We start from the raw sequence: 13,460 nt of genomic DNA on the forward strand, positions 1-13,460 counted from the left end.
TTTTAGATTCAAAGTTAGAAGTTTAAAATGCATATTTGGTATTTCTATATTAAAGATCCCTAAACTGCTTCTGATGATCTATTTGCCAAAAAGCTTCGGTTCTTAGCGCTTCCAGAAATCCGGAGGCAGCTGTTTTGGTACTTTTTGCTCCTTTTGGTTTAACCTTTAGTTCTTTCGCAGAGGCGATACCTTTTAAAATAGCTGCTTTAGAATTATCCACGTGAATGATGCTGTCGGTCAGTAAGTCCCGGTTTTCCTGGCGCCTGCCCACATTTACTGTAGGAATACCCAGATAAGGGGCCTCGTGAATACCGGCACTACTGTTTCCTATTAAAAAAGCCGCATTTTTGAGCAAGGTAATGAAATACTCAAACCGCAAGGACGGAAAAAGCCTAAATCGCGGATGCTCTTCAAATTGGCGATACGTCTTCAAAATAGCGGAAGAACCCAGGTCATTATTGGGATAGATCACCACATAGTTTTGATCATCTTCCAATAGCGCCTGTACAAAATCACCTGCGTGCGTGGCAGTTTCCTGATGCGCGGTGGTTACCGAATGAAATAAGACTACAGCATAGCTTTCAAACGGAATGTCGTAATAGGCTTTTGCAGTTTTGAGATTGGGTAAGGTATCACTGAATAGCACATCTAAATCAGCCGAACCGATGTTAAAAATACTGCTCTCGAGTTCGCCCATTTGTAGCAAACGTTTGGCTGCCGTCTCGTGAGATACAAAATGAATATGGCTCAATTTACTTACCGAATGCCGAATGAGTTCATCAACCGTGCCCGAAAGTTCGCCTCCTTCAATATGACCTACCAAAATATTATTCAATGAACCCACAATTGCACCGGCCAGGGCTTCGACCCGGTCGCCGTGAACAATAATTAAATCAGGCTCAACTGTTTTGACAAAGGCTGAAAAACCTTCGATAGTCTTAGCCAGGGTAAGATCCATTGTGGCTTCTGAGGTATGATTGGGAAAGCGGTGTATGTTATGCAAACCGGCCTTTTCGATCTCAATAACGGTTAGTCCATATTGCTCAAGCAGGTGCATACCGGTAGCAAAAATGCAATACTCAAAATCGGATGCATCGCTTACCGCCTGAATCAGGGATTTTAACTTCCCGAAATCTGCCCGTGTACCGCTTAGGAAGGCAATTTTTCTCAAAACGTCCTGGATTTTAAAAGGAACTTTTCAGGAAAAAAACGGTATTCGGGAAAAGGCTCATTAAGCATTTCGACTTCCAAATTTGGATTAAAAACCACAGAGCAACCGCTTAAAATCGAGGCCGTTTTGATCAGTTTATCGCACCTGGCAAGAATGAGGCAATCAATTAGTGCTTCGCGGTTAACCTCGCGATGATTCTTTGCTGTAATGTGAATGGGTTTCCCGTTTTTAGAACGATTGATCGTTCTGCATAAAATCTGGCTTTTTCCGAGTTCAAAGGTTATATAATCGATGAAATTATGATCATCACTAGCCAGAAAAAATTGAATGTTTTGAGATTCATTTTCAAGCTCGGAAAGCAAGACCTCTTTTACCAGTTCATAAGAAACAGCAGGAGCCTCAGTAATTTTGTCTGTACCCCTATAGTGTACGCCTATCATACGCTTTGCTGTAAACTCAATTGCAGTGTAATTTTGTACAAATTCGGTAACTTCGGTATCCAATTCCAGATAGGTATTGAGCAGATAATTGGCTCGTTCCAAAGTTAAAGCCGAATTGTAATTCCAGGCCCTGTTCAAATCCAGATCTTTAAAAGACCGCATAACCGCATAATGCAGGAAGAATGGCTTTTGAGAATCATTTTTAAATTTTACGAATTCTGAAAAGCTTTTTGATCCTATTCTTTTCGACGGATTTCTAAAAATCACAAAAGGTTTTAAGCCCTCGGAGTCGCAATATTCAAGAATTTCAAGCAACCAAATAAAGTTTGCTCCAAAACCCATCTTGGAGAACACCTCAACGGCAAATATGCCTTTAGATTTATTTTTAAGGATAAGCTGTTGATTGCGCTGTAGGCGAAGATTAAAATAGTAATCTATCTCCCTTTGATATGCGGTATTCAGCCATCGTTTTATCGAACTCATTGAATATCGCTAAACTTGAGTTGAGCGTCTTCCGCAATAGCTCTTGCTGCTTTTTTACCCAGAATATCTTCAAACTGTTCAGCTAAAATTTCGCCCGTTCCCGGACGCTTTACCCAAATATTCGCTTCACTAAAAACCTCCCCTTTTTTAATGGACGCGATGGTACAAACGGTTGCAAATGCAAAATCTATGGTGACCTGTTCCTCCTTTGCCGGAGTTTTTTCGCCCCCGCGCATAAGCCAGATTTCCTTACTTGACCTGATGAGTTCGGCGCAGGCTTCTTCATCCATACTGCAAACGATATCCGGTCCGGTACGCTGCATATGATCGGTAAAATGCCGCTCTAAAATAGACGCTCCCAAAGCTACTGCTCCTAAACAGGCATTATTATTCAAGGTATGATCTGATAAGCCAAAAGGCACATCGGGAAAGGCCTGATGCAGTTGAGTCATCGCGCCCAAACGCACTAAATGAGTCGGGGTTGGATATAAATTGGTGGTGTGCAGCAAAGCGAAAGGTGTACCCGCATCCTTAAAAATCTGTACGGCTTTAGAAACACTTTCAAGTGTATTCATCCCGGTGCTGAGAATAACCGGTTTACCAAAACCTGCGATGTGCTTAAGCAGGGGATAATTATTGCATTCACCCGAACCGATTTTATAGGCCGAAACATTCATAGCCTGAAGCCGGTTTGCGGCAGCGCGGGAAAAGGGTGTAGAGATAAATAGCATTCCCTTTTCTTCTACGTACTTTTTAAGCGCAATCTCATCGGCTTCATCAAGCGCGCAACGCTTCATTATCTCATAAATAGAAACAGTTGCATTCCCCGGAATCACTTTCTTTGCCGCACTGCTCATTTCATCTTCTACAATATGCGTTTGGTGTTTAACCACTTCCGCTCCTGCCCGGTGCGCAGCATCAACCAGTTCTTTAGCGACCTGTAACGAACCTTCGTGATTGATGCCTATTTCGGCAATGACAAGTGGCGGGTAATCTGGTCCTATTTTGCGGTTTTCGATTTGGATGTATGGGTTCAAGGGGATTTGTTAATTGTTAATTGTTAATTGTTAATTGTTAATTGTTAATTGAAATTAAAAAAACATATCGAGAATGTCACTTCGAGTGTTTGATTGAGGCTACAAGCCGAAAGCAAATGTATCGAGAAGCGTCGAGAACTAAAAAAATTCGAATAAAGAAGACTTCTCGATACAAATTAAGTTTCGCTATCGCTACACTTAATTCACTCGAAGTGACAAGGTCGAAGTGACAACCAGTGACATTATTTAAATCGCTTTTTAGCCAAATTAGGTAGTTTTTGATATTTCCCACTTATCAAGGCTTCCTTCTTTACCTGCGGCCAATTTTTAATCTTCTTCTCAAACTCGATTGCTATATCGGGCTCTGTAAATTCACAATAATAAACCAATTCAATCGGCCTTCTGCTGTACGTATAGGAATTTTTATACCTCCCGGATTTATGTTGTTCAATCCGATCCCAAAGATTAGAAGTTATACCAGTATAGTAGGTTTTATCCCGGCACTTTAGAATATAAACACTATAAATTTCCAAGAATTAAGATTTGTTTGTCACTTCGAGTGTTTGGTTGAGGCCAAAATCCGAAAGCAAATGTATCGAGAAGCATCTTGAACTAAAAGCATTCTAACTTCTAAGACTTCTCGATACGCCTGAAGCTCCGCTTAAGCTGTGCTTCAGCCACTCGAAGTGACAAAGTCGAAGTGACACTATTTAAAGTGATTCAAATACAACTCAGCCTTCTTAAAGTCGGCTTCCGTATCAATATCGATTTCGGCAAAAGGATGGTCAACAATCAGGGGATAGTTTTTTTCTCCTAGAAGTTTCCTTTGATTTAGTAAGGCTGTTTTGAAAATATAAAGCAACCCGTTTTCATAATACAAAGGCTCTAGATCCTGACTACGCTGACCCATTTTATAATTGTAAGGTATAAATTGATGATTAGAAATGGTTCCCAATTTATGTTCATTTCGGGAAACGGTCATCAGGCTGTCGCAATCCTCTCGCTCAAAAACTGCAATAGCCTCTTTGAGAAGCCCTTTTGGTCTCAATGGATTTGTGGGCTGCAGTAAAATAACCGCATTGTATTTTTTTTGCAAGTGATCTACTGCATGTTTCAAAGCTGTTACAACAGGCTCTTCATTACCCGCTAACGCATCGGGTCTTTTAATCACCTGAACTTCATTTTGAGCGGCAAAATCCAAAACAGCAGCGTCGTTTGAAGTGATTACTATATCGCTCAAACCATTTTTCAAAGCATATGTAATGCTATGGCCAAGGAGCGGTTTATCTCCTAATTGCCGCATATTTTTTCCAGGAAGTCTTTGCGAACCGGCACGTGCGGGGATTAAAACTAAGTAGTTTTTCATTTAAATAGCTTTTGACCTTTACCAGTAACCATCAAACTCGAAAGCCCTAAGCTCACTTTACTCCAGTTCTTAAGTGTCTCAAAATTTAGAGATCCTAATTTTAACAGCGCTTTTAAAATGGATTTTGTTGTTTTTGAATCCTTATGAACCAGCGGTATCATATTTCGTAATTCAGCGGTATAAAACCTCCTGAGCGAGGGAGACAACCTGCCTTCCGACCGCAACATTTTAATGAACGAAATCAGAGCACGAACTCGGGATTGCGTAATTTTAAAATTGCCCTGCTTATATATTTTCTCTGAAATACTCGCACTGTGCTTAAGGTATGTGGTTAAATAGTCATTAATGACTAGCATTTCTGGATTGTTTAACAATACACGTTGAAAAAAATCGCGATCCTGCCCACCCAAGAGTTGTTCATCAAAAACTAAATTATGTTTATCCAAAAAGGATTTGGCATACATCGGGTCTGGCAAATACCAGGATATTTTACGAGTGATAAAGTCCTCGAGCAAATTTGACGTTAAATGGGTACGCTGTTCAAAAACTTCCGTTTGATCTTTCACATAATAGATTTTCGTTTTTGACAAAACGATATCCGTTTTCGCATCAAAAGCAGAAAGCTTCTTCTGAATAAAATCCGGCTCCATCAAATCATCAGAATCAAACCAATTGACTAATTTTCCTTTAGCATGTTCAAAACCAAAATTACGACAGGCATTAGCTCCTTTGGGTCTGTTATCAGGACGAATCAACACTTTGAATCGGGAATCTTCTTCTTCAAACTCCTTCAATATATTCACGGATTTATCTGTACTGTGATCGTCAACAAGTAAACACTCCCAATTGCGATAAGTTTGAGCCTTTATCGAATTGAGTGTATCCTTTAGATGAGCTTCCCGGTTGTAAACAGGAATAATTACGGAGACTCTATGCTTAATTTGAATTCGATTTAGGTTTCCAAAAAATAGGCGCCTGAGACAATGATAAATAGGCTTTAAGTCTTTCATTAGAAAATCTTAAGTCCAGCTTTTGTCGATGTTGTCTATTCTGAATGAGCGCTAAGCCCGCCTTGCCTATACTCATCAGAATATCGAAATCTCCTTTTAAAAATTTCAGCCTTAATTGTTCTTTTATGGAATATATAATCTTAATCCAGGCTTTTTGTTTTGGGTAAAAGATCAAATAGTTACTCCAAGCAGCCTGTAATGCCCGTTGGGTCCTTAAGCTGGTTTCTTCAGCGCTCTTTTTTCGATTCTTAAGTGATACCCGATGATGAACGAGCACTTTCGGAAAATAGAACAGCATTTGTTCTGCCCTGAATAATTTCATTGCGGCAAAGTCCTCTTCTCCATAGAAATGATACCATTCCGGATAAGACTTTATAAAGTTATCCCAGGCACTTTTACGCATCAGGTGAGCACCTCCCAAAAAATTACTTACCTGGTAGGTATTCTCAGAAGTTTTTTGACTCGGCGGCTTTTGCAGACCCCAAAAAAGCCTAAACGATAATACAGCACAATTGGGATTCTCCTGCATAAACGACATTGCTTTTTCTAATTCTTCAGGATTTAAAAAGTGCGCGTCATCATCAAGGGAAAGCACGTATTCTGTGGGAGCGGCTTGCATCAATTGATTTCGGTTGGCTATCAAGCCCTTATTTACTGTATTCTGAAATATATTAATCTCCGGATATTCACTCGAGATGTATTCAAAAGTGCCGTCGGTAGATGCATCATCCCAAATGTAAATCCCCTCTGGACTAATAACATCTTGCAAGGTATTTACTGTAAAGACCAACTCCCTTTTACGGTTGTAAGTTGTAATTATAATGCTTACGTCTCGGGAATCAAGCAGAGGCATTAAGGAGATTTTGAATTTTTTTATTGAGATACGCTGATGAAAAATAGTCCTGTAAATCGGTCCGGTTTAAACGCCAGGATTCTGCCTTTGTACTTTTCCATTTGAGGTAGAGCTCAGAAAGAATCCCGGCGATCTGTTTGGAATCGTCTGCTTCACTTTGCCAGGTGTAATCTTCTCCGAGCAGCCTACGCGTTTCACTTTTTTTCGGACTTAAAGCTAAAATAGGCTTATCTACCATCACACAATGAGCCATCTTGGCCGGTAAAAACGGGCTAAAGTCGGTATCACTTGCCTCAATGATAAGGTTTACCGAAGCAGCCTGCTGTAATGCTAGAGATTCCGCATAAGAAACACCCGGATGAAAAATAAACTGTGGAGCAAGCTCATATGCATTCATCAATTCTCTATAATTACTGGAAGGCCCCACTAAATACAAATAGCTCTCCTGTCTCGCTTCTTCCTGACTTTCTAAAAAAAGTTGAAATCCTTTTAATAACCCTTCAGGTGATCTACCTCCTATTAAATTTCCGGTATGAACAATATTAAATGCATCTTCCTTAAAAAATGAAGGTAGTGAAACCCCGGAAATTAGGTTATCATATTGATGTGGAATGACTACAGATTTTTCTTTAAACTCTGGATAAAATCCTGCCATATGATCTGCTAAAAGACGTGATGGAAAGCCTGCAAATTTGCAATGGACAGCTACTTTTTTAAAAAAATGATCTTTCTGTTTTGCCCCTTTAGGAACAAAGGTATAAGGCCAGGGATAATTTTGAAAGGGATAGGGATCATGTACATAAGCCAACCATTTTAGATGCCAAACGGGCAGTTTTAAAACAGCATGATGAGGTCGAAAACTTTCTCCTTTGCTCAAGGTTATGACCAAATCAAAATCTCTAATATTAAGGTTTCTAATCCTTCTTACAAGAGATTTACTGTCATTGAAAAATGCAAAACTAAATCCAAAGCTATTTTCTAAAAATACTGACCAGTCCACACCCAGATTACGCTGTACAGTACGTTGAATTCCACCAAATATATAGTATAGATTGCTTTTTCTTTGTTCTGCTAAAATACAGGTAGCTCCTTCTATTTGAATCTCTCGCTGGGTATAGTGAATGACTGTTACTGCATAATCTGAAGCAACAAGACTTTTAATAAAAGCCACATTAGCCTTAGAGCCGCTGCTGTCTGCAGTGTTAATGGAATCTGTGACTATGAGTATACTTTTCAGCACTTTTTACTACTTTTTTTACTCTTAAGAATAAGTGAAATTACTGGTTTAAGATTGTATATAGATTTTAACCTTAATTTATTGTAAAAATTTAGATTCATTTTTTTCAATACATATTTGTATAACGATTTTTCATTATAAATTGCTGCTTTCCAAACAAAAAATTTTGCCAATTTATAATCATCGAGATTGAGTATTGTAAGATTATCTACGGTTTTGTAATATGCATCTAGGAGGCCTTTTAAATAAACTGGAGAGCCAGAATTAAAGGCACCAGTATTACTATTTAGGTGTTTTCGATTATAATAAAGTATTGCTGAGATAGCACATCCTTTTCTTCCTTTAGCTATCAATCGAGCATAAAACTCTAATTCTTCCGCATATGGTAATTCTTCATCAAAACGTTCATACTTTAGAGCTGTCTTATTCCACATTACGCTACAACTTGCAAGCGGTATTTTATTATCTAAGACTTCTATAAGCCTAGTTTTATCAATATTACAAATACCTTCAGGTTGCAATTCTACACTTTTGAATCCCTTAAAACCACCAGTAAATGGCTGTATTTTATAATGTATAAAATCAAGGTCTAAATCTTTAAAGACACTAATACAAACCTCTAGATTTCTGGGACCGACAATATCGTCATCATCTACGAAAAGAATGTAAATACCTTTCAAATTTTCAGCTAAATCTAAGCCATAGTTTCGCGTAGCCGAAAGTCCTTGAGGATATTGCTTTGGCTTTTTAAAGTAGAAAAATCGGGAATCGCTTTCTATAAAAGCACTGACAACTACTTCTGTGTCGTCGGTTGAATTATCATCAGTTATTAAACATTCGAAATTGGCATAGGTTTGATTTGCTATAGACTCTAAAGTCTCAAGGATTAAATGAGCCCGATTAAATGTGGCTAATAGGATGGTAACTTTGGGATAATTACTAGACTTCAAACTAATAACTTAATTTCAAAATTTGACGCCAATGCGATAGCCCGAGAAGTCTCAATGCTAAGAACGAAGCTTTGATGGTTCCAAAATTCATTTGCTTCACATAAGCTTTGAACAGATTATAGCGTTTTATGCGAATTACTTTTAAAACCTCTTTTTTAGTAAAGGGGTGCTTAGAATTCTTAAGTTGTTCAAAAAATACAAGTCCGGCTTTAAGCTGTCCCCTATTTATAGATCTTGTTGGCCAAATGTAGGATAGTACTGTTTCATCGGAATATTGAATTCGATCGTATTCAAACAACTTAAACATACGCAACATACTCTGTTGTGCGCTTCCAATCTGTTTCTGATTCTGAACTTTTGAAATTTGATTGGTATGTACCCGATAAATTAATAAAGGTTCTTCTAGATTGGCTAACTGTATTCCGCTCGCTGCCAGACGTGTAAACAAATCATAGTCTTCGGCCGGCTCTTTTGCAATATTGTATTTATGTGCCTTGAAAATTTCAGCCCTGCCTAGTATACTGGGGTGAATAAGAGAACTGCCTAATAGCAAATTTGCTTGTATTGCTTCTGGTTCGCAGGGATAATTGAACTTAAGATTACTCCCTTTTACTATTGCATCCGTCCCACACATCGCTATATGCTGATTTTTCTCTAAAAAAAGCAATTGCTTTTCAAAACGCTGCGGTAAACTTACATCGTCTGCATCCATACGAGCGATATACTTACCTCTTGCCTGATCAATACCCCAATTTAAACTTTCTGTATATCCGGAATTCAATTTCTTTTTATGCAGGATAATACGGGGATCTTGAAAACTTTCAATAATTTGAAAGCTATTATCTGTTGAACAATCATCGATGATCAAAAGCTCAAAATCGGATTCGGTCTGATCAAGAATGCTCTGTATACTTTCACCTATAAAAGATGCAGCATTATATACGGGCAGTAAAACGCTAATTTTAGGAGCCAAAATTCATCAGTTTAGTGTTGATTCCTAGAGTTAACTCTCCCTGCTCTAAAATACTAAAGCCCCGTTTTCGAAGTATCTGATAGATTGAAGTACGTATATTAAACTCATCGTGTATCTCAATCACCAGCACTCTGGTCTTATCTAAAAAATCCTGACTTGCCTGATTATCAAAAATAAAACGTTCTGCACCCTCAATGTCTATTTTTAAAATATCGAAGAATCCTCCATTTTCAGTCAATAGTTCCTCAAGTGTAATACCCATAATAGTTCCATTGGCACTTTCCTGAGTTGTTCTTGCCCAATCTGCACCATCACGCATAGATTTTCCAATGGCAAAACGCTTTCCTCTTTCTGCACTTAAAGCATTCTGTAAAGGTTTGATTGTATCTAAACCGGAAATGTTTTTCAGTAGCATTTTGAAGTTTTCGGGCTCTGGTTCTAAAGCATAAATGAGGCTATTGGGGAAACGCGCTGTAAAAAAACGCGAAGTTAGGCCAATGTTAGCGCCAGCATCAACAATCCTCACAGTCTCAAAAGTTTTGAAGTTGAGCTCAAGGGCAGAACAGGCCATTTCATATTCCCCTTCAAAAATCACTTGACGTAAAACGTCATAATCGCTACTGGGTCGATTCCTGATAAAAATGGGATTGAGATATTTCTTTAGTTCAAGCCAATAAATCTTTTTGTTTTCTTCTTGTTTTGCTCGTCTTATGAATGAACTTCGACTTACATCATATAACAAACGCTTTTGAGGAGTGCTTTTTAATAAGGCACTATACACTAATCGAAGTTTCTTTTCTAAGAAAAAGCTTTTTACTAAACCCAAAATTGATTTATTATTTTTTTGTCAGATTGGCTTTTATTTTAACAATTCTTCTCTTACAATAGGCCAAGGTACTTTTATAATAATTAGCAACCAGGTACTTTTTATCTCTTTGCTCAATAGCACAAAGTAAAAAATCTAAAAGTCTATTTTCTTCTAAATAATCTGGCAGAGGTTCTATAAATATTGGTTCAGAAAGTATTTTTGCATATCGGTGAGGATCTGAATTTACTTTAATAATTTCTCGAATGCAGTCTTCATCAGACTCAAATTCTGATCTATCTATAAACCTTTTAGGGTTAAACACCTTACTTACAAGAGGATCACCCCAATAGATTGGAATGCTATTAGACAGAAATGCATCAACAATTTTTTCCGTTAAATAACCAGGAAAGCGTTCATTCTCAAAAGAAAGAACAAACCTATAATTCTTAATAAAATCAATTTTATTAAGAATTGGGCCTCCTATAGTATTCAGATATCTACCACCAGAATCAACGGTTAGAAGACAATTTAATTTTTTAAAAAAATTAATTCGCTCATAAGATCTTGGGTTCGATACCACCATAGCGCAAAATTTCCTAGAATCGTATAAACGTAATGATTCTTCGAATCCTGGAGACTTAAGTTGGCCTAACAGGTTTGACTCTAAAATTCGCGTGGCAAAATACGGCAGCCTATACTGACGCTTATTTCTCCTAAATTCAAACGAAATACTATAATCTGTTTCTAAAAAATTAGTCTTTCGATTTTCAGATGTAAAGAATATTCTTAAACATTTAAATTTCAAAAACTGATTCCCAAAGCAAGAATAGATGAGAACTTCCGGATCATCAGATAGTATTAATTCATACTTTTTATTGAGCAGACGATAAAGATAATTTTCCCTGACAATAAAACCAGGCCAAAAATCTGAAAACTGAATTTTAAGGATGGGTTTCAATTCTAATTAACGAAAAGCTTTTTTAAAATTTCAATAGTGGTTTTTCGACTATAACTGTTACTTAAGAGTTGAGGTTTTAATAGTATGGCTTTCAAAATCTCTCTTCGGTCCGCATTATTAAATAAAAGACTGCGTAATTTTTTATTATAACTATGGTTGAATTGATTTAGATCACCATTTTTCTCTAAAATCCAATTTTGCAATTCTATTTCAGCCTCTTTTCGAATTTTAAAATAAAAATTCCAATTCCAGTAGTCAGGCCTTTGAAATTGAAATAACATTTTTCTGGTTTTAGGGCTCATTGAATGAAAATTCTCAAGAACCATCCTCACTCCTCTATCAAAATTTCTCTGCGTCTTCGCATCTCTAAATATTTGAGACGTAAGACTTGCTCGATGAATTCTATAATTATATAGTGTTTCTTCAATTTGTTTAAAACAAAATACCTGTGCAGTTCTTACCCAAAAATCATAATCCTCGATGCCATGTAAATCCTCATTATAATTAAATTTTTGAAAAACTTTCTTTCTATATAAGAAGCTGGCACCAATTCCATTTTCAAATGGTAAAAGACTTACCGGACTGACTTTATAAACTCTAATATGTTTACTTTGATCATTAATTACATTAAAATCAGAATATACTACATCTTCGCTGCTAGTTTCCAAAACCTTCACTAAACGCTCCAAAAAATTACTATGAAGTGTATTATCATCTGAAGTCCAGGTTAAATACTCCCCTCGCGCCATCCGGTGACCAACATTAAGCGAGGTAGGTAATTTCAAGTTTTGCTTGTTTGTAATTATTTTGATCCTGGAATCCTGAAGCCTAAAAGATTCCAGCAAACTTGGTGTATGGTCTGTTGAACAGTCATCTACAACAATCAATTCGAAATCTTCAAAAGTTTGATTCAATATACTTGTTATTGCCTCTTCGATATAAGCCTGTCCATTATAAGTAGGCAATATGATTGAGACTTTAGGCATCGGCTTATAAATGACGATTAATGATTGTACTTAAATCCCTTATGTACGATTCCTTAGTAAAGCTTTTAATATATTCTCGGTTTTTAAGCCCTTGTAGTTCGCGTTCTGATGGACTGTTTAATAGCTCTAACATTTTGCCAATCAAGACTTCTCTGCTATTGGATATGAGATACGGACTTTCTTTAAGTAGGTATTTACAGCCGGGATGATCACTTGCTATTACAGGCAATCCATAAAGCATGTATTCCATCACAGCATTAGGCATTCCTTCTATTTCTGAAATTAATAGACCAACATCCAAACAACTCAAAACTTCTTCTATTGATTCCTGGGATAACATACGTACCTTACTTTTTAAACCTTCTTCACGAATAGACTTTTCAAGTGCATCATATTTAATTCGGGTATATCCTGATGACTCCCTGTTCCCGACAAATACTAAATATGCGTCTTCGAAATTTTCGCTTACTTTTTTAAAAGCTTCCAGAATGAGTTCGTGCTTTTTGTCTTCCCTATAATGGGCTACCATTCCAAAAACTAGGGCGTCTTGAGGTATATTAAATTTGTCACGGATTTCCCTTTTATCAAAATAAAGATATTCCATCGTTAGATATTGAGGGAGAATGTATGATTTTTCCACATCAAGCCCATAGTGCTTTTTGTATAAATCCAATCCGGTTTGTGAGTTGGCTATGACTGCCGGCACAGCTCTTGATGCATATTTTTCAAACAATTCATCAGGTTTAAAAACATCGAGACCCAATTGATGCCAAAACGTAAACTTAACAGTTGGTAAAACTTTATACAGATAAAAGGCAACTTTAGATGGAAAGTTTAGAAACGGAAATATATAATCAAATCCATTGGGTTTAAGTATTTTCCTATAAGCCCAAATGTACTTGAAGCTCCATACCAGCCGTTTTAGATTACGATAGCTTAATTCTTTCCAAAACACCAAATAAGGAGCGTGTGTATGGAAAATGTGTCTGATATGACAAGCTTTGGCAAATTGCTTAAAATCGGGCTGCAGTTCATCGCTAAACGTAAGCAAAAGAGACACTTCACATTGGTATTCTTCTGTTAAAAATTTAGCTAATCCCAGGCCTTGGCGTTCTGCGCCTCCAAGACTTCCGTAGTGCATGATTAGCAACACTTTTTTTTTTCTGAAAATAGTATCGGTCAACGAAA

At 37.2% G+C, this 13,460-nt stretch carries 14 protein-coding genes; all 14 read right to left on the reverse strand.

Features of this window, described 5'->3' with window-relative positions; all coding sequences use genetic code 11:
* Positions 1 to 49: 49 nt before the first annotated feature.
* Complete coding sequence (gene neuC / locus CJ305_RS14170; protein ID WP_099646938.1) at positions 50 to 1,171, reverse strand: UDP-N-acetylglucosamine 2-epimerase; 1,122 nt, start codon at positions 1,169 to 1,171, stop codon at positions 50 to 52.
* On the reverse strand, positions 1,168 to 2,094 hold the full coding sequence (locus CJ305_RS14175; protein ID WP_099646939.1) for an O-fucosyltransferase family protein: 927 nt from the start codon (positions 2,092 to 2,094) through the stop codon (positions 1,168 to 1,170). Before CJ305_RS14175 ends, neuC begins: the two co-directional genes overlap by 4 nt.
* Positions 2,091 to 3,131, reverse strand: a complete 1,041-nt coding sequence (gene neuB / locus CJ305_RS14180; protein ID WP_099646940.1) for an N-acetylneuraminate synthase — start codon at positions 3,129 to 3,131, stop codon at positions 2,091 to 2,093. The genes CJ305_RS14175 and neuB overlap by 4 nt, the downstream gene beginning before the upstream one ends.
* 242 nt (positions 3,132 to 3,373) lie before the next feature.
* Positions 3,374 to 3,664 (reverse strand): GIY-YIG nuclease family protein, encoded by a 291-nt coding sequence (locus CJ305_RS14185; RefSeq protein ID WP_099646941.1) that lies wholly within the window; start codon positions 3,662 to 3,664, stop codon positions 3,374 to 3,376.
* Positions 3,665 to 3,837: 173 nt separating this feature from the next.
* On the reverse strand, positions 3,838 to 4,497 hold the full coding sequence (locus CJ305_RS14190; protein ID WP_099646942.1) for an acylneuraminate cytidylyltransferase family protein: 660 nt from the start codon (positions 4,495 to 4,497) through the stop codon (positions 3,838 to 3,840).
* Entirely contained in the window at positions 4,494 to 5,507 is a 1,014-nt protein-coding gene (locus CJ305_RS14195; RefSeq protein WP_099646943.1) for a glycosyltransferase family 2 protein, read from the reverse strand. The genes CJ305_RS14190 and CJ305_RS14195 overlap by 4 nt, the downstream gene beginning before the upstream one ends.
* Positions 5,434 to 6,360, reverse strand: coding sequence for a glycosyltransferase family 2 protein (locus tag CJ305_RS14200; protein ID WP_099646944.1), 927 nt, complete (start codon positions 6,358 to 6,360; stop codon positions 5,434 to 5,436). The genes CJ305_RS14195 and CJ305_RS14200 overlap by 74 nt, the downstream gene beginning before the upstream one ends.
* Entirely contained in the window at positions 6,347 to 7,600 is a 1,254-nt protein-coding gene (locus tag CJ305_RS14205) for a glycosyltransferase family protein (RefSeq protein ID WP_099646945.1), read from the reverse strand. Before CJ305_RS14205 ends, CJ305_RS14200 begins: the two co-directional genes overlap by 14 nt.
* Complete coding sequence (locus CJ305_RS14210; RefSeq protein ID WP_189319456.1) at positions 7,594 to 8,547, reverse strand: glycosyltransferase family 2 protein; 954 nt, start codon at positions 8,545 to 8,547, stop codon at positions 7,594 to 7,596. The genes CJ305_RS14205 and CJ305_RS14210 overlap by 7 nt, the downstream gene beginning before the upstream one ends.
* A 1-nt stretch (position 8,548) precedes the next feature.
* Positions 8,549 to 9,520, reverse strand: a complete 972-nt coding sequence (locus CJ305_RS14215; RefSeq protein ID WP_189319457.1) for a glycosyltransferase family 2 protein — start codon at positions 9,518 to 9,520, stop codon at positions 8,549 to 8,551.
* Complete coding sequence (locus tag CJ305_RS14220) at positions 9,510 to 10,346, reverse strand: FkbM family methyltransferase (RefSeq protein ID WP_143469391.1); 837 nt, start codon at positions 10,344 to 10,346, stop codon at positions 9,510 to 9,512. The genes CJ305_RS14215 and CJ305_RS14220 overlap by 11 nt, the downstream gene beginning before the upstream one ends.
* A gap of 10 nt (positions 10,347 to 10,356) precedes the next feature.
* On the reverse strand, positions 10,357 to 11,286 hold the full coding sequence (locus tag CJ305_RS14225) for a glycosyltransferase family 10 domain-containing protein (protein ID WP_099646949.1): 930 nt from the start codon (positions 11,284 to 11,286) through the stop codon (positions 10,357 to 10,359).
* Positions 11,287 to 11,288: 2 nt separating this feature from the next.
* Positions 11,289 to 12,272, reverse strand: coding sequence for a glycosyltransferase family 2 protein (locus tag CJ305_RS14230; RefSeq protein ID WP_099646950.1), 984 nt, complete (start codon positions 12,270 to 12,272; stop codon positions 11,289 to 11,291).
* 4 nt (positions 12,273 to 12,276) lie between these two features.
* On the reverse strand, positions 12,277 to 13,455 hold the full coding sequence (locus CJ305_RS14235) for a glycosyltransferase family 4 protein (RefSeq protein WP_099646951.1): 1,179 nt from the start codon (positions 13,453 to 13,455) through the stop codon (positions 12,277 to 12,279).
* Positions 13,456 to 13,460 lie beyond the last annotated feature (5 nt).

It is taken from the genome of Leeuwenhoekiella nanhaiensis (genome assembly GCF_002744755.1).
Lineage (GTDB): Bacteria > Bacteroidota > Bacteroidia > Flavobacteriales > Flavobacteriaceae > Leeuwenhoekiella > Leeuwenhoekiella nanhaiensis.